We start from the raw sequence: 20,391 nt of genomic DNA, 5'->3' as shown, positions 1-20,391 counted from the left end.
TGTGCTCCTGAAGGCTGTAGGTGTCGGTCGGCTCAGGCGAACGCGATGTTGTAGATGCCCGCGGCAATCGCTCCGCCGATCAGCGGACCGACGACGGGAATCCAGGCGTAGCCCCAGTCGGAACCGCCCTTGTTCGGGAGCGGGAGCAGGGCGTGCACGATGCGCGGTCCCAGGTCACGTGCCGGGTTGATGGCGTAGCCGGTGGGGCCGCCGAGCGAGAGGCCGATGCCGACGACGGTGAAGGCGACGATCAGTGCGCCGATGACGCCCAGGCCCTTGCCGCTGTCGTTGAGGCCCTGCGTCAGCACCGCGAGCACGAGCACGATGGTGCCGATGATCTCGGTGGCCAGGTTCTGCCACACGACACGGACCTCGGGGCCGGTGGAGAAGACACCGAGCACCGGTCCGGCCTTCGGCGCGGCCTCCTCGCTGACCAGGCCTTCCTCGTGCGGCGGCGCGGCGGTGATCTCCGGGTCCGTGAGGTGGGCCTGGAACTGTCCGTAGTACGCGATCCAGACCAGAGCGGCACCGATCATGGCGCCGAGCATCTGCCCGGCTATGTAGACCGGAACGTTGCTCCAGTCCCCGTCCTTGACCGCGATGCCGACGGTGACCGCCGGGTTGAGGTGGGCGCCGGACAGGGTGCCCGTCATGTAGACCGCGATCATGACCGCGAAGCCCCACCCGAAGGTGATCGCCAGCCAGCCGGCGTTCTGAGCCTTCGAGCGCTTGAGCACGACGGCAGCGACCACGCCGCCGCCGAGCAGGATGAGAACGGCGGTACCAATTATCTCGCCGATGAAGATGTCGGAGCTGGACACCCGCGACTCCTTTGTCCTTCGTCCAGGGGAAGCCGAACCCCGGGTTCCCTCCGGTGGTCCGCGCCCTCAGGTGAGGGCGATACCGGCCCTGGCATGGCCACACTCTAACGCGTATTGCCGGTAGGTGTTCGGCAATGCCGACCGATGAACGGAAGTTTTGCCCTCCGGTTAACAGGACGTCAAGGGCTTGTGGCCGAGAGACTCGATCGTTACCCACGAGCTGGCAAAAGCCTCAAAAGCGTCCGGCGCCGAGGTCCCTGGAAACCGCCCTGGCACAGTCCCGTACCGCCGCGACCAGCTCGGAACGCAGCTCGCCGGAGTTGCAGACCCGCTCCACGGCGCCCGTTATGGCGACAGCCCCTACCGGCATGCGGCGTCGGTCGTGGATGGGCGCGGCCACCGAGGCGACGCCCTCCCAGGTCTCCTCTATGTCGGCCGCCCAGCCCTGGGCCCGGGTGTGGTTGAGCACCGACTCGAACTCCTTGAGGCCGGTCACGGTCCGCGGGGTGAAGACCTTGCGCTCGACCTCGAGGACCTCGGTGTGCGCCACCGGGTCGTAAGCCGAGAGCACCTTCCCCAGCGCGGTGGAGTGCAGTGGCTGCATGGCCCCCACCTCCAGGACCTGGCGGCTGTCGTCGGGCCGGAAGACGTGGTGGACGATGAGGACGCCGTGCTGGTGCAGCACCCCGAGGTGGACGCTCTCGCCGCTGGAGCGCGCCAGGTCGTCGGTCCAGACGAGGGCGCGGGCGCGCAGCTCGTGGACGTCCAGATAGCTGTTGCCGAGCCGGAGCAGTTCGGCCCCCAGCTGGTAGCGCCCGGATGCCGGGTCCTGCTCGACGAAGCCCTCGGCCTGGAGTGTGCGCAAGATGCCGTGGGCGGTGCCCTTGGCCAGGTCGAGCGAGGAGGCGATGTCGGAAAGGCCGAACCGGCGCTCCCCGCCCGCGAGCAGCCGCAGCATTGCCGCTGCTCGCTCGAGTGACTGGATGTTCTTCGCCATCTCCCGGCCCTTCTCCACTGCGGTTCGACAATGCTGAACACTATCGGTCGATGTCGACCTTGGTTACCGCAGTGCAAGCCCTTCGTGGCCGAAAGCCATCACCTGAGGGACGGGGACATGATGCCGTCCCGCCCCGTGGGACGCCCGCCCCTTCCTCGGCCCGCCCGGTTAGTCTGGGCCCGTGCGCCTTCCACCGAGGACGCAAAGCCGACAGCCGTCGCATTCCAGGGAGAACATCCATGGCCTCGTTGCCGACCCCTTCCGCTGACAGCCGGACCCGAATCGAAGCCCTGCGCGAAGCCCTCGCCACGCGAGTCGTCGTGGCCGACGGGGCGATGGGCACGATGCTCCAGGCGCAGGATCCGACGCTCGAGGACTTCGAGGACCTCGAGGGCTGCAACGAGATCCTCAATGTGACCCGCCCCGACATCGTGCGGTCGGTCCACGAGGAGTATTTCGAGGTCGGTGTCGACTGTGTCGAGACGAATACGTTCGGTGCGAACTTCGCGGCGCTGGCGGAGTACGACATCCCCGAGCGGGTCTTCGAGCTCTCCGAGTCCGGGGCGCGGATCGCGCGTGAGGTCGCGGACGAGTTCACCGGGTCGACGGGGCAGCAGCGCTGGGTGCTCGGCTCGATGGGGCCGGGCACCAAGCTGCCGACGCTGGGCCACGCCCCCTATGTGAAGCTGCGGGACGCCTATCAGCAGAACGCCGAGGGCATGATCGCGGGCGGCGCGGACGCGCTGCTGGTCGAGACGACCCAGGACCTGCTCCAGACGAAGGCCGCGATTCTCGGCGCCCGCCGGGCCCTGGACGCAACCGGCACGAACCTGCCCGTGATCTGCTCGGTGACGGTCGAGACGACCGGGACGATGCTGCTCGGTTCGGAGATCGGGGCGGCGCTGACCGCGCTGGAGCCGCTGGGCATCGACATGATCGGCCTGAACTGTGCGACAGGACCGGCCGAGATGAGCGAGCACCTGCGCTACCTCGCCCGGCACTCCCGTATCCCGCTGGCCTGCATGCCGAACGCCGGTCTGCCGGTCCTCGGGAAGAACGGCGCGCACTATCCGCTCTCCGCGGGCGAGCTCGCCGACGCGCAGGAGACGTTCGTACGTGAGTATGGGCTGTCGCTGGTGGGTGGCTGCTGCGGTACGACGCCGGAGCATCTGCGGCAGGTTGTCGAGCGGGTGCGTGGGCTGGTTCCGAGCGGGCGTGAGCCGCGCCCGGAGCCGGGCGCGGCGTCGCTGTACCAGACGGTGCCGTTCCGTCAGGACACCTCCTTCATGGCGATCGGTGAGCGTACGAACGCGAACGGGTCGAAGAAGTTCCGCGACGCCATGCTCGAGGGCCGTTGGGACGACTGTGTGGAGATGGTGCGGGACCAGATCCGCGAGGGCGCGCACATGCTCGACCTGTGCGTCGACTACGTCGGCCGGGACGGCGTCGCCGACATGGAGGAACTGGCCGGCCGTTTCGCCACCGCGTCCACCCTCCCCATCGTGCTGGACTCGACCGAAGTCGACGTCCTTCAGGCCGGGTTGGAGAAGCTGGGCGGACGTGCGGTCATCAACTCCGTCAACTACGAGGACGGCGACGGTCCCGAGTCGCGGTTCGCGAAGGTCACCAAGCTTGCGGTCGAGCATGGCGCGGCGCTCATCGCGCTGACGATCGACGAGGAGGGCCAGGCCCGCACCGTCGAGAACAAGGTCGCGATCGCCGAGCGGATCATTGACGATCTGACCGGGAACTGGGGTGTGCTGGAATCCGACATCCTCATCGACACCCTCACGTTCACCATCTGCACCGGGCAGGAGGAGTCGCGTAAGGACGGCATCGCCACCATCGAGGCGATCCGTGAACTCAAGCGCCGCCGCCCCGATGTGCAGACCACGCTGGGCCTTTCGAACATTTCCTTCGGTCTGAACCCCGCCGCCCGGGTCGTGCTGAACTCCGTGTTCCTGGACGAGTGTGTGAAGGCGGGACTGGACTCGGCGATCGTGCACGCCTCGAAGATCCTGCCGATCGCCCGTCTTGAGGAGGAGCAGGTCAAGGTCGCCCTCGACCTGATCTACGACCGGCGGGCCGAGGGGTATGACCCGCTGCAGAAGCTCATGGAGCTCTTCGAGGGCGTCAACATGAAGTCGATGAAGGCGGGCAAGGCCGAGGAGCTTCTGGCCCTGCCGCTGGAGGAGCGGCTCAAGCGCCGGATCATCGACGGTGAGAAGAACGGCCTGGAGGCCGACCTCGACGAGGCGCTGCAGACCCGCCCGGCTCTCGAGATCGTCAATGCCACGCTCCTGGACGGCATGAAGGTCGTCGGTGAGCTGTTCGGTTCTGGTCAGATGCAGTTGCCGTTCGTGCTGCAGTCCGCCGAGGTGATGAAGAACGCGGTGGCCTATCTCGAGCCGCACATGGAGAAGTCGGACGCGGACGGCAAGGGCACGATCGTGCTGGCGACGGTCCGTGGTGATGTCCATGACATCGGGAAGAACCTCGTCGACATCATCCTGTCCAACAACGGCTACAACGTCGTCAACCTCGGTATCAAGCAGCCGGTTTCCGCGATCCTGGAGGCGGCAGAAGAGCACCGCGCCGATGTGATCGGCATGTCGGGTCTGCTGGTGAAGTCCACGGTGATCATGAAGGAGAACCTTCAGGAGCTGAACCAGCGCAAGCTGGCCGCGGACTTCCCGGTCATCCTCGGCGGGGCGGCGCTGACGCGAGCGTATGTGGAGCAGGATCTGCACGAGATCTACGAGGGTGAAGTCCGCTACGCCCGTGACGCGTTCGAGGGTCTGCGGCTGATGGACGCGCTGATCGCGGTCAAGCGCGGTGTCCCGGGGGCCGCCCTGCCGGAGCTGAAGCAGCGCCGGGTGGCCAAGCGCGACACGGCGGTGCTGGAAGTGCAGGAACCGGAGGGCACGGTCCGCTCCGATGTGGCAGTCGACAATCCGGTGCCCGCCCCGCCGTTCTGGGGCACCCGGGTCATCAAGGGCATCCAGTTGAAGGAGTACGCGTCCTGGTTGGACGAGGGCGCGCTGTTCAAGGGCCAGTGGGGCCTCAAGCAGGCCCGGGCAGGTGACGGCCCCACCTATGAGGAGCTGGTGGAAACCGACGGCCGGCCGCGGCTGCGCGGCTGGCTGGACCAGCTGCACACCAGGAACCTCCTGGAGGCGGCCGTGGTCTACGGCTACTTCCCCTGCGTGTCCAAGGGCGACGACCTGATCCTCCTGAACGAGGACGGCTCGGAGCGCACCCGCTTCTCCTTCCCCCGCCAGCGCCGCGGCCGCCGGCTGTGCCTCGCCGACTTCTTCCGCCCCGAAGAGTCCGGCGAGACCGACGTCGTCGGACTCCAGGTCGTGACCGTGGGCTCCAAGATCGGCGAAGCCACCGCCGAGCTCTTCGAGTCGGACTCGTACCGCGACTACCTCGAACTGCACGGCCTGTCCGTGCAGCTGGCCGAGGCGCTCGCCGAGTACTGGCACGCCCGCGTCCGCGCCGAGCTCGGCTTCGCGGGCGACGACCCGGCCGACGTCGAGGACATGTTCGCGCTCAAGTACCGCGGCGCGCGCTTCTCGCTCGGTTACGGAGCGTGCCCGGACCTCGAGGACCGGGCCAAGATCGCCGAGCTGCTGCAGCCGGAGCGGATCGGCGTCCAGCTCTCCGAGGAGTTCCAGCTCCACCCCGAGCAGTCCACCGACGCCATCGTCATCCACCACCCCGAAGCGAAGTACTTCAACGCACGTTAGTCGGCAGAGTCGTACACTGGTCGGTCCAGTGCAGGCCGGTTGCCTTCCCCACCTGGGAGGCGACCGGCCTTGTCGTCCCTGATGGAGGTGTGCCGGATGACCAGTACGGTCCCCGCGTCCTTGACCCGTTCGGCCGAGGGCTCTGCCTTGCAGGCCGTTTTCCTCGACATGGACGGCACCCTCGTGGACACCGAAGGCTTCTGGTGGGACGCGGAGGTGGAGGTCTTCGCCGATCTCGGCCATGAGCTCGACGAGGCATGGCGGGACGTGGTGGTCGGCGGCCCCATGACGCGCAGCGCCGGCTATCTCATCGCGGCCACCGGCGCGGACATCACGCTGGCCGAGCTGACCGTGCTGCTCAACGATCGATTCGAGGACCGCATCGGGCGCGGTGTGCCGCTGATGCCGGGCGCCGCACGGCTGCTCGCCGAGCTCGCCGCACACGAGGTGCCCACCGCACTGGTCTCCGCCTCCCACCGCCGCATCATCGACCGCGTCCTCGCCTCCCTCGGGCCCCAGCACTTCGCGCTCTCGGTCGCGGGTGACGAGGTCTCCCGTACGAAGCCGCACCCGGACCCCTACCTGCTCGCCGCCCGGGGGCTGGGCGCCCAGCCTGCGAGATGCGCCGTCATCGAGGACACGGCGACCGGTGTGGCGGCCGCAGAGGCGGCCGGCTGCCGGGTGGTCGCCGTACCGTCGGTGGCGCCGATCGCACCCGGAAACGGCCGGGTGGTCGTACGGTCACTCGAAGAAGTGGACCTTGGCTTTCTGCGCACCCTCATCACCGCGATGAACTGATGCGTGTACGGTCCGTATTTCTCCCCTGCATTCGTCTGCATTCGTCAATGGGGTTCATAGCGTGACGTTCGTCACGCTGAGTGGTCACGCAGAGGTGGGTCTGGATCACTCTGCACTCTGACCAAGGGCGCCGGGCCTGCCCTTGTGTCCACATTGGTGGGGTGGTGTACGAATCATTCCGTCGCGCGCTCGTCCACTCGCGGGCGTGACTGATCACGGAGTGGTTGCGATCCCAACTCGGCCCTGGTCACGCTTTCCTGACGTCTCCGACTAATCTCTTCGCGAGAACTTCGTCGCATCATCGATCTGTCTCGGCGGCCACCCAGCCATGGGGAACTCAGTGCCGACCGCTCTGTTTCCCCGGCCCGATCGCACCGCTCCGAACGGGCGGTCGCGGCGCAGTGCCCTAGCCATCGCTGTAACCCAGTGCCGGATGAGGAGAACGTCCAGGATGAACCGTAAGACTCTGGTGCTGCCGGCCGTGGTCGGCCTGCTCGCGCCCGTGCTCGTCGCCTGCGGTGGGTCGGACGGCGGGTCCGGCGGCGGTGATGCCATTGTCGTGGGCACCACGGACCAGTTCATCGCGACCGCGGACGCGCCCGCGCCCCTCGACCCGGCCTACGCGTACGACACCGGTTCGTGGAGCGTGCTGCGGCAGACCGTCCAGACGCTGACGCGCAATCCGAGCGGCGGCGGCGCGCCGGTGCCCGAAGCGGCCCAGTCGTGCAGCTTCACGGACAAGGTCAGCGAGAGCTACCGCTGCAAGCTGCGCAGCGGGCTGAAGTTCGCCGACGGCAGTGCCATCACCGCCGAGGACGTGAAGTTCTCCATCCAGCGTGTCCTGGACATCAACCCCGACAGCGGCACGGCCTCCCTCCTCGCGAACATCGACACGATCGAGGCCAACGGCGACGAGGTGGTCTTCCACCTCGCAACGCCCGACGCGACCTTTCCGTACAAGCTCTCGACACCGGTCGCCGCCATCGTCAGCAAGAAGAAGTACGAGGGCAAGAAGCTCCGCGAGGGCTTCGAGGTCGACGGCTCCGGCCCGTACACCATGAAGACCGAGGCCAAGGGCGGCCAGATCGCCAAGGTCATCTTCACCAAGAACCCCTCCTACCAGGGCGACATCAAGCTCCGCAACGACAAGGTCGAACTGCGGTCGTTCCCGGACGCCGACTCCATGGGCCAGGCGCTCGAAGCCGGTGACATCGACATGATGACCCGCGCGATGTCGCCCGAGCAGATCAGGGATCTGTCCGAGAACCCCAAGGAGGACATCCGGCTCACCGAGATGCCGGGCCTGGAGATCCGCTACCTCGGCTTCAACACCAACGACCCGTCGGTGAAGAACAAGGCTGTCCGGCAGGCCATGGCGGCAGTCGTCGACCGCGGCCAGATCGCCGGCCAGGTGTACGGCTCCACCGCCGAGCCGCTCTACTCGCTCATCCCGTCGAGCATCGCGGCGCACACCAACTCCTTCTACAACAAGTACGGCGAGCCGAGCCGCGCGAAGGCCGCGGACATGCTGCGCGACGCCGACATCACCACGCCGGTGAAGCTGAAGCTCCACTACACGACCGACCACTACGGTCCCGGTACGGCGAAGGAGTTCGAGGCGCTCAAGAACCAGCTGAACGCCACCAAGCTCTTCGACGTCACCATCGAGGGCACCGAGTGGTCGAAGTTCGTCCCCGCCGAGAAGCGCGGTGACTACGCGGTCTACGGAATGGGCTGGTTCCCCGACTTCCCGGACCCGGACAGCTTCATCGCCCCGTTCCTGGACAAGGGCAGCTTCCTCAACACCCCGTACGTGAGCACCGTGGCCCGGGAGCTCATCCCGCAGTCGCGCCGTGCCGCCGACCGGACCGCCGCGTCCGACGCCTTCACTCAGATGCAGGAGATCGTCGCCACCGACGTGCCGTTCCTGCCGCTGTGGCAGGGCAAGCAGTACGTCGCCGCCCGCACCGGCGTCAATGGCGTCGAGCGGCTGCTCAACTCCAGCTCGGACCTGCAGCTTTGGGAGTTGGGCCGGGGAGGCGTCTGACCCGTACCATTCCCCGGGGCACATTGCCCCCGAATGGTACGAGAGAACAGAGGCACGGTTCTGTGAAGACAGGTATCAAGTGGCTGACCACCCCGCTCGCGGCGGGACTGGCGGCCGGTCTGTTGAGCGGCTGCGGCGATCAGAAGGACGGTGCCGCCTCCGGCGGCACCGAGTCGCTGGTCATAGGAATGTCGGACGAGGTCCTGGCCACAGACCCGGCGGCAGGCTACGACCCGGGTTCCTGGCTGTTGTTCAACAACGTCTTCCAGTCGCTCCTCAGCTTCCCCAAGGGCAGCTCCATCCCGCAGCCGGAGGCGGCCGAGAGCTGCACGTTCGACAAGGGCGGCAGCACGGTCTACCGCTGCACACTGCGCGACGGCCTGAAGTTCAGCAACGGGAACAGCATGACGTCGGAGGATGTGAAGTTCTCCTTCGAGCGTGTGCGGAAGATCGCCAGCGACGCGGGCCCCATGCCTCTGCTCTCCACCATCGACAAGATCGAGACGCCGGACGAGAAGACGGTCGTCTTCGAGCTGAAGGCCCCCGACGCCACCTTCCCGAGCAAGATCGCCTCGGGTGCCGGCTCCATCGTCGACCACCGCGAGTACGAGGCCGACACGCTGCGCACCGACGGCAAGGCAGTCGGCTCGGGTCCCTACAAGCTCGACTCGTACGGCAAGAACGAGGCTGTCTTCTCGCTCAATGCCGACTACAAGGGCACCGCCAAGGCGCAGAACTCGGGCATCAAGCTGAAGTTCTTCCACAGCGACCAGAAGGCGCTGGCGTCGGCGCTCGGTGAGGGCCAGGTCGACGTCGCCTACCGAGGTCTGCCCGCAGACGACATATCCGGACTCCAGGGCTCGGCGTCGGCCGATGCCATGGGGATCGAGGTCGTCGAGGGAACCAGCGCCGAGGTGCAGCACCTGGTCTTCAACCTCAACGACCCGGTCGTCGGCAAGCTCGGGGTGCGCAAGGCGATTGCGCATCTCATCGACCGCGACGCCCTGGTCCGGGATGTCTACCAGTCCACGGCGACCTCCCTCTACTCGATCGTCCCGGCCGGCATCTCCGGTCACAACACCGCGTACTTCGACCTGTACGGCGGCAGTCCGCAGCCGGAGAAGGCGAAGAAGGCACTGCGCTCCGCCGGCATCAGCGACAAGGTGAAGCTCACCCTCTGGTCCACGCCGAGCCGCTACGGCCCCGCCACCGACCAGGAGTTCAAGGCGATCGCCAAGCAGCTCAACGACAGCGGGCTGTTCGACGCGACGGTGAAGTCGGTCGGTTTCGAGCAGTACGAGAAGGACATCGCGGCCGGGAAGTACGGCGTCTATGTAAAGGGCTGGATCCCCGACTACCCCGACGCCGACAACTTCACGCAGCCCTTCTTCGGCGAGGGCAACGTCCTCGGCAACCACTACGAGAACAAGCGGATCACCGGCTCGATCCTCCCCGGGACCGCCGCCGTCGCCGACCGGGCGGCCACCGAGCAGCAGTACGGCGAGCTCCAGGACCTGGTGGCGGCGGAACTGCCGATCCTGCCGCTCTGGCAGGGCAAGCAGTACGCCGTGGCCTACGGCAACATCACAGGCCTGGAGTGGACCCTGGACGCCTCGACCGTCTTCCGGTTCTGGGAGATCAAGAAGGTCTGACCGCCCGGCCCCCGCCGCCCACCGGCCCCCGCCGCCCACCGGCCCCCGCCGCCCACTGGGCGCCGGGGGACACCAGGCACCGGGGTACACCAGGCGCCGGGCAGCTCACTGTGCGCCGGGGCGCACCAGACCGCTCTCGTACGCATACACCGCGGCCTGTACCCGGTCGCGCAGACCCAGCTTCGTCAGCACATGGCCCACATGCGTCTTGACGGTGGTCTCGCTGACGAACAAATCCGCGGCGATCTCGGCATTGGACAGCCCTCGCGCGACCAGCTTGAGCACCTCCACCTCGCGATCGGTCAGCGTGTGGAGCGTGTCCGGGACCGGATCCTCGCCGGACGGCAGATGGTCCGCGTACTTGTCGAGCAGTCGGCGCGTGATGCTCGGCGCCAGCATCGCCTCGCCCGCCGCCACCACCCGGATCGCCTGGATCAGTTCATTGGCGGGCGCGTCCTTGAGCAGGAAGCCGCTCGCGCCGGCCCGCAGCGCCTCCACCACATACTCATCCAGGTCGAAGGTGGTCAGCACCAGGACCTTCGCCGGGCCGTCGCGGCCGGGGCCGGTGATCTGCCGGGTCGCCTCGACGCCGTCCATCCGGGGCATCCGGATGTCCATCAGCACCACATCAGGCTGCAGTGCCCGCACCTGGTCGAGGGCCTGGAGGCCGTCCCCGGCCTCGCCGACGACCGCGAGGTCCTGCTCCGCCTCCAGGATCATCCGGAATCCGGTGCGCAGCAGGGGTTGGTCGTCGACCAGTAGGACGCGGATAGCCACGGGTACTCCTTCGCTTGGACCGGGCCCATTCTGCCCTGGTCATCCTCGGCCGAAGCGGCCGGGGAAATGCTCAGCGGATGCTGCGTCATTCGCGGGGGGCGACCCCCGGGCCCCCGGCAGAAAAGCGCAGGTCAGCTGGGTTGATCCGATTGTTCTGGTGAGGCGAAACCAGGATAAGGCGGGGGAGTGCCGCCGAATTCCGGGCAGACCGCCTGGTGGTCGCACCAGCCGCACAGCTTCGTCGGCCGCGGCCGCCAGTCACCCGACTCGGTGGCCTGTCTGATCGCGTCCCACAGCGCCAGCAGCTTGCGCTCCATCCGCTCCAGGTCCGCCGGGACCGGGTCGTACGTCAGCACATCGCCGCTGCCCAGATACACCAGCTGCAGCCGGCGCGGGACGACGCTTTTCAGCCGCCAGATCACCAGCGCGTAGAACTTCATCTGGAACAGTGCGCCCTCGCTGTACTCCGGGCGCGGGGCCTTGCCCGTCTTGTAGTCGACGATCCGCACCTCGCCGGTGGGCGCCACATCGACCCGGTCGATGACCCCGCGCAGCCGCAGCCCCGACTCCAGCTCCGTCTCGACGAACATCTCCCGCTCGGCGGGCTCCAGGCGGGTCGGATCCTCCAGCGAGAACCAACGCTCCACCAACTGCTCCGCCTCGCCCAGCCAGCGCGTCAGCCGCTCGCCCTCGGCGTCCTGGGCGAACAGCTCGCCCAGCTCCGGCTTGGTCTCGAGCAGCCGGTCCCACTGGCCCGGGATCAGGGCCTTGGCGCGCGGAGCCGTGCGCTCCGCCGCCGGGGCGTCGAAGAGCCGCTCCAGCACCGCATGCACCAGCGTGCCGCGGGTAGCCGCCTCGCTGGGCTTCTCGGGCAGCTTGTCGATCACCCGGAACCGGTACAGCAGAGGGCACTGCATGAAGTCGCTCGCCCGCGACGGCGACAGCGATGTGGGCTGCTGACTCGTACTCATGACCCAGACCCTACGGCCCGCCACTGACAGCGAGCGGAATACCATCGACGTCAGACCCTCGCGCACTGCATGATCGAGCGAGCGAGCGACGCATTCGCAATGAAGGGGACCCGTGAACGAGGACGACAAGAGCGGTGAGCGCGAGCGGCCGCAGTCCGGTACGCGGGGAGCGAACCCCGAGAGCGGCAAGCCGCGGCGCTCCGACGGCCCCGGCGGCGGCATTCTGATGGGCCGTCCCTTCGGCGTGCCGGTCTACGTCGCCCCCAGCTGGTTCATCGTCGCGGCCCTCATCACCTGGGTCTTCGGCGGTCAGCTCGACCGCGTGCTCCCGGAACTCGGCAGCGCGCGCTATCTCGTCTCCCTCTTCTTCGCGGTCGCGTTCTACGCCTCCGTACTCGTCCACGAACTGGCCCACACCATCGCCGCGCTGCGCTTCAAACTGCCGGTGCGCCGCATCCAGCTGCAGTTCTTCGGGGGCGTCTCCGAGATCGAGAAGGAGTCCGAGACCCCGGGCCGCGAGTTCATCCTCGCCTTCGTCGGGCCGCTGCTCTCACTCGTGCTGTCAGGCGTCTTCTACCTCGGCATGCAGGCTGTGGAGCCCGGCACGGTCCCGGGTGTGCTGCTGGCCGGCCTGATGATCTCCAACCTCATCGTCGCCGCGTTCAATCTGCTGCCCGGGCTGCCGCTCGACGGCGGCCGGATGCTGCGTGCCGTCGTCTGGAAGATCACCGGCAAGCCGATGGCGGGCACCGTCGCCGCGGCCTGGGTCGGCCGGGCGCTGGCCGTCGCCGTGCTCATCGGCCTGCCGCTGCTCACCCACACCGGAGCCCTCGGCAACGCCACCGAGGACATCGGCGGCATGGAGACGGTCACCGACGCGCTGCTCGCCGCGATTCTGGCCGCGATCATCTGGACCGGTGCGGGCAACAGCCTGCGCATGGCCCGGCTGCGCGAGCACCTCCCCGAGCTGGAGGCCCGCACGCTCACCAGGCGCGCCGTCCCCGTCGAGTCCGACACCCCGCTCTCCGAGGCCCTGCGCCGTGCCAACGAGGCGGGGGCCCGCGCGCTGGTCGTCGTCGACGGCCACGGCGAGCCGAAGGCCCTGGTCCGCGAGAGCGCGATCGTCGGTGTCCCGGAACACCGCCGCCCGTGGGTGGCGGTCAGCGGCCTCGCACAGGATCTGACGGAAGGCATGAAGGTCCCGGCCGAACTGGCGGGCGAGGCCCTCCTCGACAAGCTGAGGGCGTCCCCGGCCACGGAGTACCTGGTGGTCGAGAAGACGGGCGAGATCTACGGCGTACTGTCCACGGCGGACGTGGAGCGCGCTTTCGTGGCGGCGATGGCGCGGCCGTCTGCCTGAAGGCTCCGCCAAGGCGCGTGGTCCCCGGGGCCGACGGGGGCCGGTAGGCTGGTCACATGTCCGAACCGACCGGTGCCGCCCGCCGACGCGGGCCCTTCAAGGTCGGGGACCAGGTCCAGCTCACCGATCCCAAGGGACGCCACTACACGTTCACTCTCGAGGCCGGGAAGAATTTTCACACCCACAAGGGTTCCTTCCCGCACGACGAGTTGATCGGCGCTCCAGAGGGCAGTGTTGTCCGTACCACGGGAAACGTCGCCTACCTCGCGCTGCGCCCCCTGCTCCCCGACTACGTCCTGTCCATGCCCCGCGGCGCCGCCGTGGTCTACCCCAAGGACGCGGGGCAGATCCTGGCCTTCGCCGACATCTTCCCCGGTGCGCGAGTCGTCGAGGCGGGGGTCGGCTCCGGCTCGCTGAGCAGCTTCCTGCTGCGCGCCATCGGCGACCACGGCATGCTGCACTCCTACGAGCGCCGCGAGGACTTCGCCGAGATCGCCCAGCAGAACGTGGAGCGCTACTTCGGCGGCCCGCACCCCGCCTGGCAGCTCACCGTCGGCGACCTCCAGGACAACCTGACCGACGCCGATGTCGACCGCGTGATTCTGGACATGCTCGCCCCCTGGGAGTGCCTGGAGGCCGTCTCCAAGGCGCTCGTCCCCGGCGGCATTCTCTGCTGCTACGTCGCGACCACCACCCAGCTGGCGCGGACCGTGGAATCCATCCGCGAGATCGGCTGCTTCGCCGAACCGCAGCCCTGGGAATCGATGATCCGCAACTGGCACGTCGAAGGCCTGGCCGTCCGCCCCGATCACCGGATGATCGGCCACACCGGCTTCCTCGTCACCGCCCGCCGTCTCGCCGACGGTGTGGAGCCCCCGATGCGCCGCCGCCGCCCCGCCAAGGGCGCGTACGGCGATGACTACGAAGGCCCCAACAAGGGCTGACACTCGCACAACGCGACGACGCCGCCGTCGAGTTCCCGCGACACCGCGGGGAACTCGACGGCGGCGTCGTCGCGTTGACCGCTTCTTGACGAACGCATTCGGACCCCGCTGTTCCGCGCCCACTGTGACGTATGGCACGATGCAGGCCACCCCCACCGGACCGCCGCCACAGGAGACATCCCGCGTGCAGACCTCCGCCGTCCCGGACCTCGCGCACACCCACGCCCGCCCGGTGCACTGGCTGGCCACGGCGACGGCGATGGCCGCGGTCGTCGCTGCCGCCGGACTGCTGCAGCCCAGGGCCGCCACCGCGTCCCAGGCGGGCGCGCCCGGAACGGGCACCGTTGCGGCCGCTGCCCCCGATCCGGCGGGCGTACAGCTCCCGCTGGAGTGCGGCGGGGCGAAGACTGTCGTGACCCACAGGGCTTCGGGCGATCTGGACGGCGACGGCAGCCCGGAGACAGTGGCCGTGGCCCGGTGCGACGCAGGCTCCGGTACTCCGCCGAGCGGCATGTACGTACTGACCCGGGGCAGGGGCACGGACCCGCGCGTCGTCGCGACGCTGATCGAGCCCGCACAGAAGCTCTCCGTCAAGGACTTCGCCGTACGTGACGGAGCGGTTACGGCAACGCTGCTCGGCTACTCCTCGCCGGACGTGCCGAGCTGCTGTCCCGACCAACTGGAGAAGGTCAAGTGGCAGTGGCAGGGCGGGAAGTTCGTCCGCAGCGCCGGGGTGCAAGCGCGCAGTATGTGATTTGTCACTCTGCGTCGGGGCCGTAGACCTCGACCCTGTCCGAAACGCGTCGCACATGGATGCAGTCGCCCGGGCACTCCTTCGCGGAGTCCACGACGTCCCTCAGGAGCGGCAGTGGTACGGGCGTTGTGGCGCCCGGGTTCTGGAGCAGTTCGTCGCCGCCGCTCTTCACATACGCGAGCCCGTCGATGTCCAGCTCGAAGACCTCGGGGGCGTACTGCACACAGATCCCGTCCCCCGTGCAGAGGTCCTGGTCGATCCAGACCTCCAGGGCCTCCCCGACGCCTTCGCTGGGGGCCTCGTGCTGCACGGTCATATCTCCTGCCGTTTCCTTCGTCGGGTGTAGCAATGTGAAGCAAGTCGTGCCAGCCCTGACGGGTGTTGAACGCTTCGACCATACAACCGCCCGCTTTCCGATGTTGATGGGTGGGTATTCCCCTGGCGAGAGGGAGAGCGCAAGGGTGAAGATCGGACACACCCCGACCGTCTTTGTGATCTAGGGGTTTCAATCACCACCCGCCCAGGTAGGGTCAGGAAGCGTCCAGCTCCCCATGGAGGAGGTGAGGACCGTGGCAGCCCACGACGACGACATCAACCGCGGCATCCGGCCGGGGCGAGGGTCTGAAGACCCCGCCGGTCAGGTTGCCTATCTCGAGCAGGAAATCGCCGTCCTGCGCCGCAAGCTCGCCGACTCTCCGCGTCATACGAGGATTCTCGAAGAGCGGATCGTCGAGTTGCAGACCAACCTGGCCGGCGTCTCCGCACAGAATGAGCGGCTCGCCAACACGCTCCGTGAGGCCCGCGACCAGATCGTGGCCCTCAAGGAGGAGGTCGACCGGCTCGCTCAGCCACCGGCCGGCTTCGGTGTCTTCCTGCAGGCCAACGAGGACGGCACCTGTGACATCTTCACCGGGGGCCGCAAGCTCCGGGTGAATGTCAGCCCCAGCGTCGAGCTCGACGAGCTCAGGCGCGGCCAGGAAGTCATGCTCAACGAGGCGCTCAACGTGGTCGAGGCCATGCAGTTCGAGCGCGCCGGGGACATCGTCACCCTCAAGGAGATCCTCGAGGACGGCGAGCGCGCCCTGGTGCTCGGGCACACCGACGAGGAACGGGTGGTGCGGCTTGCGGAGACGCTGCTGGACACCACCATCCGTCCCGGCGACGCCCTGCTGCTCGAGCCCCGCTCCGGCTATGTCTATGAAGTGATCCCGAAGAGCGAGGTCGAAGAGCTCGTCCTCGAAGAGGTCCCGGACGTCGACTACGACAAGATCGGCGGTCTGGGCGGCCAGATCGAGATGATCCGCGACGCGGTCGAGCTTCCGTACCTCCACCCGGACCTCTTCAAGGAGCACGAACTGCGGCCGCCGAAGGGCATCCTGCTCTACGGCCCGCCCGGATGCGGCAAGACGCTGATCGCGAAGGCCGTCGCCAACTCCCTTGCCAAGAAGGTCGCCGAGGTGACCGGCCAGCCCGCGGGGAAGAGCTACTTCCTCAACATCAAGGGCCCCGAGCTCCTCAACAAGTACGTCGGCGAGACCGAGCGGCACATCCGCCTCGTCTTCCAGCGTGCCCGGGAGAAGGCGAGCGAGGGCACCCCCGTCATCGTCTTCTTCGACGAGATGGAATCCCTCTTCCGCACCCGTGGTTCCGGCGTCAGCTCGGACGTGGAGAACACCATCGTTCCGCAGCTGCTGGCCGAGATCGACGGTGTGGAGGGCCTGGAGAACGTCATCGTCATCGGCGCCTCCAACCGCGAGGACATGATCGACCCCGCGATCCTGCGCCCCGGCCGGCTCGATGTGAAGATCAAGATCGAGCGTCCGGACGCGGAGGCCGCAAAGGACATCTTCGCCAAGTACCTGACGGCCTCGCTGCCGCTGCACTCGGACGACCTGTCCGAGCACAATGGCTCCAAGGAAGCGGCGGCGCACGGGATGATCCAGTCCGTCGTCGAGCAGATGTACGCGGAGTCCGAGGAGAACCGCTTCCTCGAGGTCACGTACGCCAACGGCGACAAGGAAGTCCTGTACTTCAAGGACTTCAACTCCGGCGCGATGATCCAGAACATCGTCGACCGGGCCAAGAAAATGGCCATCAAGGCCTTCCTCGACCACAACCAGAAGGGCCTTCGGGTCTCCCACCTCCTCCAGGCATGCGTGGACGAGTTCAAGGAGAACGAGGACCTGCCGAACACCACCAACCCGGACGACTGGGCCCGGATCTCCGGAAAGAAGGGCGAGCGGATCGTGTTCATCCGCACCCTTGTCACCGGAAAGCAGGGCGCGGACACCGGACGTTCCATCGACACGGTGGCGAATACCGGTCAGTACCTGTAGAAACGCAGACCGGCTGCGGATGCTGGGGGTCCCCCCGCCGAGGGCAGGGGGGACAGGCATCCGCAGCCGAATGCTTTTCCGACAGGTCCAGCCATACCGGAGCAATGACGAAATTGATCTCCCCACCAGTGCAGAGGCGTTCTAGGCTCTTCGGTACCGCCGAGTCGCGCAGTGCGGGGACGGGCACCGCACAGGCACCGGAGAGACAGCGGTACTTGAGCGCCGTTCCCGGAGGGGAGCGCCGCCGGGCAAGGAGGGCCGCATGACCGTACGGCGAGTAATGGGCATCGAGACGGAGTACGGAATCTCCGTCCCTGGCCACCCGAACGCCAATGCCATGCTCACCTCGTCCCAGATCGTCAATGCCTACGCGGCGGCGATGCACAGGGCGCGGCGCGCCCGCTGGGACTTCGAGGAGGAGAATCCGCTGCGGGACGCCCGCGGCTTCGACCTCGCCCGCGAGGCCGCCGACTCCAGCCAGCTCACCGACGAGGACATCGGCCTGGCCAATGTGATCCTCACCAACGGTGCACGGCTGTACGTCGACCATGCGCACCCCGAGTACAGCTCGCCCGAGGTCACCAATCCGCTGGACGCCGTCCTGTGGGACAAGGCGGGCGAGCGGATCATGGCGGAGGCCGCCGAGCGCGCGGCCCAGCTCCCCGGCGCCCAGCCGATCCACCTGTACAAGAACAACACCGACAACAAGGGCGCGTCCTACGGGACGCACGAGAACTACCTGATGAAGCGGGAGACCGCCTTCTCGGACATCGTGCGCCACCTGACGCCGTTCTTCGTGTCCCGGCAGGTCGTCACTGGTGCCGGACGGGTCGGAATCGGCCAGGACGGCCATGAACACGGCTTTCAGATCAGCCAGCGCGCCGACTATTTCGAGGTCGAGGTCGGGCTCGAGACCACGCTGAAGCGGCCCATCATCAACACCCGGGACGAGCCCCACTCCGACGCCGAGAAGTACCGCCGGCTGCATGTGATCATCGGCGACGCGAACCTGTCCGAGATCTCCACCTACCTCAAGCTGGGCACGACGGCCCTGGTCCTGTCGATGATCGAGGACGGCTTCATCGCGGTGGACCTGGCGGTCGACCAGCCGGTACGCACCCTGCACCAGGTTTCCCACGACCCGACCCTCAAGCGCCTGGTCACGCTGCGCAGCGGCCGGACACTCACCGCGGTCCAGCTCCAGATGGAGTACTTCGAGCTGGCCCGCAAGTACGTCGAGGAGCGCTTCGGCGCGGACGCCGACGACCAGACCAAGGACGTCCTGGTCCGTTGGGAGGACACCCTCAACCGGCTCGAGAACGACCCGATGAGCCTGTCCGGGGAGCTGGACTGGATCGCCAAGAAGGAGCTCATGGAGGGCTACCGGCGGCGGGACAGCCTGGGCTGGGACGCGGCGCGGCTGCACTTGGTCGACCTCCAGTACGCCGACGTACGCCCCGAGAAGGGCCTGTACAACCGCCTGGCGGCCCGCGGCAAGATGAAACGGCTGCTGGACGAGCAGGACGTCGCACGGGCCGGGACGAAGCCCCCTGAGGACACCCGGGCGTACTTCCGCGGCCGCTGCCTGGAGCAGTACGCCGACGATGTGGCCGCGGCCTCCTGGGACTCGGTCATCTTCGATCTGCCAGGCCGTGACTCTCTGCAGCGGGTGCCGACCCTGGAGCCGCTGCGCGGCACGCGCAACCACGTCAAGGAGCTGCTGGACCGCTGCCGCACCGCGGAAGACCTGGTCCGGGTGCTGTCCGGGGGCTGAAATGGTCCTCGTCCGGGAATCATCGAGGTGGTCCCCGGACGTTGAGGCAAGTGCGGGGCCGATGTCGGACCCTGCTTGTAGGGTCTGATCTTGACCGAACGAACTCACGTCAGGGCAAACCGAGCGGGGTGAGGGATATGGCGACCAAGGACACCGGCGGCGGGCAGCAGAAAGCCACGCGTTCCACCGAGGAGACCGAGGAGCAGACGCAGGAGGCGCAGGCTTCGGAGGACCTCAAGGAGCGCCAGGAGAAGCTGTCGGACGATGTCGACTCCGTACTGGACGAGATCGACGACGTCCTCGAGGAGAACGCCGAGGACTTCGTGAGGTCCTTCGTTCAGAAGGGCGGAGAGTAGGTCCCCCTAACTTCGTTGGGGGTACCCCCAGTTGTCTGTCCCGGACCGTCGGCGAAAGCCGGTGGCACCGGGGCGGATGACCGGCGATGGCGCGGGTAAGGTCCGTGCACAGTTCGAAAGATCGGCCCGCGCCCGAACATGGCGGGCCGCCGCCTATCCGGAAGGAAACGCGTGGAAGCCAACCCTCGTAGCACCGGGCGTCTGCCGGCAGCCTTCCTGACGCCCGGCTCGTCCTCGTTCATGGACTTCCTGGGCCAGCACTCCCCGGAGATGCTGCCCGGCAAGCGCATCCTGCCGCCCGTACAGGGCGCCATCGAGGCACCGCACGGCACGACCATCGTCGCGACGACGTTCCCCGGCGGTGTGGTGCTCGCCGGTGACCGGCGGGCGACCATGGGCAACATGATCGCGCAGCGCGACATCGAGAAGGTCTTCCCGGCCGACGAGTACTCGGCGGTGGGCATCGCAGGCACCGCCGGCCTCGCCGTGGAGATGGTCAAGCTCTTCCAGCTGGAGCTGGAGCACTTCGAGAAGGTCGAAGGCGCCCAACTCTCCCTGGAGGGCAAGGCGAACCGGCTGTCCACGATGATCCGCAGCAACCTCGGCATGGCCATGCAGGGCCTGGCCGTGGTGCCGCTCTTCGCGGGGTACGACGTCGACCGCGAGAAGGGCCGGATCTTCTCGTACGACGTCACAGGCGGCCGCTCCGAGGAGCACGGATTCGCGGCCACCGGCTCTGGTTCGATCTTCGCCCGCGGAGCGATGAAGAAGCTCTATCGCGAGGACCTGACGGAGCAGCAGGCCACCACCCTGGTCATCCAGGCGCTGTACGACGCGGCCGACGACGACTCGGCGACCGGCGGGCCCGATGTGGCCCGGCGGATCTATCCGATCGTCACCGTCATCACCGACGAGGGCTTCCGCAGGCTCACCGAGGCCGAGTCCTCCGAGATCGCCCGCTCGATCCTGGAGCGCCGCCTCGAACAGCCCGACGGCCCGCGCGCCGCGCTGCTCTGAATGCTCTCGCCACTGACAGAAAGGGACGGATAGCC

16 protein-coding genes are annotated in these 20,391 nt (G+C 67.8%); 11 read left to right on the top strand and 5 right to left on the bottom strand.

Annotated features, from left to right (window positions below; translation table 11 throughout):
- Positions 1-32 precede the first annotated feature (32 nt).
- Both ACFYWY_RS33410 and ACFYWY_RS33405 read right to left on the bottom strand, forming a co-directional pair.
- A complete protein-coding gene (locus ACFYWY_RS33410) occupies positions 33-821 on the bottom strand; it encodes an MIP/aquaporin family protein (protein WP_389193662.1) in 789 nt (262 codons plus the stop codon).
- Positions 822-1,053: 232 nt separating this feature from the next.
- The gene (locus tag ACFYWY_RS33405) at positions 1,054-1,818 is read right to left on the bottom strand and encodes an IclR family transcriptional regulator (RefSeq protein ID WP_389193659.1); all 765 of its coding nucleotides are present in this window, start codon (positions 1,816-1,818) and stop codon (positions 1,054-1,056) included.
- A 239-nt stretch (positions 1,819-2,057) separates the two neighbouring features.
- Between ACFYWY_RS33405 and metH the strand changes: the two genes are divergently transcribed.
- The 4 genes from metH to ACFYWY_RS33385 all read left to right on the top strand — a co-directional run bounded on the left by metH (position 2,058) and on the right by ACFYWY_RS33385 (position 10,067).
- On the top strand, positions 2,058-5,570 hold the full coding sequence (gene metH, locus ACFYWY_RS33400) for a methionine synthase (RefSeq protein WP_389193656.1): 3,513 nt from the start codon (positions 2,058-2,060) through the stop codon (positions 5,568-5,570).
- 96 nt (positions 5,571-5,666) lie between these two features.
- Positions 5,667-6,368, top strand: a complete 702-nt coding sequence (locus ACFYWY_RS33395) for an HAD family hydrolase (RefSeq protein WP_389193653.1) — start codon at positions 5,667-5,669, stop codon at positions 6,366-6,368.
- 451 nt (positions 6,369-6,819) lie between these two features.
- Complete coding sequence (locus ACFYWY_RS33390; protein WP_389193650.1) at positions 6,820-8,415, top strand: ABC transporter substrate-binding protein; 1,596 nt, start codon at positions 6,820-6,822, stop codon at positions 8,413-8,415.
- A gap of 62 nt (positions 8,416-8,477) precedes the next feature.
- Complete coding sequence (locus ACFYWY_RS33385; RefSeq protein ID WP_389193647.1) at positions 8,478-10,067, top strand: ABC transporter substrate-binding protein; 1,590 nt, start codon at positions 8,478-8,480, stop codon at positions 10,065-10,067.
- A 105-nt stretch (positions 10,068-10,172) separates the two neighbouring features.
- On the opposite strand, the gene ACFYWY_RS33380 is transcribed toward ACFYWY_RS33385, so the two are convergent.
- A complete protein-coding gene (locus tag ACFYWY_RS33380; RefSeq protein WP_389193644.1) occupies positions 10,173-10,844 on the bottom strand; it encodes a response regulator in 672 nt (223 codons plus the stop codon).
- A 131-nt stretch (positions 10,845-10,975) separates the two neighbouring features.
- Positions 10,976-11,815 carry a RecB family exonuclease gene (locus ACFYWY_RS33375; protein WP_389193642.1) on the bottom strand — a complete coding sequence of 280 codons (840 nt, stop codon included), beginning with the start codon at positions 11,813-11,815 and terminating at the stop codon, positions 10,976-10,978.
- A 112-nt stretch (positions 11,816-11,927) separates the two neighbouring features.
- On the opposite strand from ACFYWY_RS33375, the gene ACFYWY_RS33370 reads away from it, so the two are divergent.
- From ACFYWY_RS33370 to ACFYWY_RS33360, 3 genes are all read left to right on the top strand, one after another.
- Entirely contained in the window at positions 11,928-13,175 is a 1,248-nt protein-coding gene (locus tag ACFYWY_RS33370) for a site-2 protease family protein (protein WP_389193640.1), read from the top strand.
- A 56-nt stretch (positions 13,176-13,231) separates the two neighbouring features.
- Positions 13,232-14,119 carry a tRNA (adenine-N1)-methyltransferase gene (locus ACFYWY_RS33365; RefSeq protein WP_108147786.1) on the top strand — a complete coding sequence of 296 codons (888 nt, stop codon included), beginning with the start codon at positions 13,232-13,234 and terminating at the stop codon, positions 14,117-14,119.
- Between the two features lie 184 nt (positions 14,120-14,303).
- A complete protein-coding gene (locus ACFYWY_RS33360) occupies positions 14,304-14,873 on the top strand; it encodes a hypothetical protein (protein ID WP_389193637.1) in 570 nt (189 codons plus the stop codon).
- A gap of 4 nt (positions 14,874-14,877) precedes the next feature.
- Here ACFYWY_RS33360 and ACFYWY_RS33355 read toward each other — a convergent pair whose 3' ends face one another.
- On the bottom strand, positions 14,878-15,189 hold the full coding sequence (locus tag ACFYWY_RS33355) for a ferredoxin (RefSeq protein ID WP_389193634.1): 312 nt from the start codon (positions 15,187-15,189) through the stop codon (positions 14,878-14,880).
- Positions 15,190-15,442: 253 nt separating this feature from the next.
- Here ACFYWY_RS33355 and arc point away from each other — a divergent pair, with 253 nt between their 5' ends.
- The 4 genes from arc to prcB all read left to right on the top strand — a co-directional run bounded on the left by arc (position 15,443) and on the right by prcB (position 20,356).
- The gene (arc, locus tag ACFYWY_RS33350; RefSeq protein ID WP_389193631.1) at positions 15,443-17,209 is read left to right on the top strand and encodes a proteasome ATPase; all 1,767 of its coding nucleotides are present in this window, start codon (positions 15,443-15,445) and stop codon (positions 17,207-17,209) included.
- Positions 17,210-17,471: 262 nt separating this feature from the next.
- Complete coding sequence (gene dop, locus ACFYWY_RS33345; RefSeq protein WP_389193628.1) at positions 17,472-18,983, top strand: depupylase/deamidase Dop; 1,512 nt, start codon at positions 17,472-17,474, stop codon at positions 18,981-18,983.
- Between the two features lie 137 nt (positions 18,984-19,120).
- Entirely contained in the window at positions 19,121-19,339 is a 219-nt protein-coding gene (locus tag ACFYWY_RS33340; protein ID WP_326648749.1) for a ubiquitin-like protein Pup, read from the top strand.
- 171 nt (positions 19,340-19,510) lie between these two features.
- The gene (prcB, locus tag ACFYWY_RS33335) at positions 19,511-20,356 is read left to right on the top strand and encodes a proteasome subunit beta (protein ID WP_389193624.1); all 846 of its coding nucleotides are present in this window, start codon (positions 19,511-19,513) and stop codon (positions 20,354-20,356) included.
- Positions 20,357-20,391: the final 35 nt, after the last annotated feature.

The organism is Streptomyces sp. NPDC002870 (genome assembly GCF_042888505.1).
In the GTDB taxonomy this organism is placed as follows: domain Bacteria; phylum Actinomycetota; class Actinomycetes; order Streptomycetales; family Streptomycetaceae; genus Streptomyces.
This window is presented reverse-complemented; position numbering and strand designations above follow the sequence as displayed.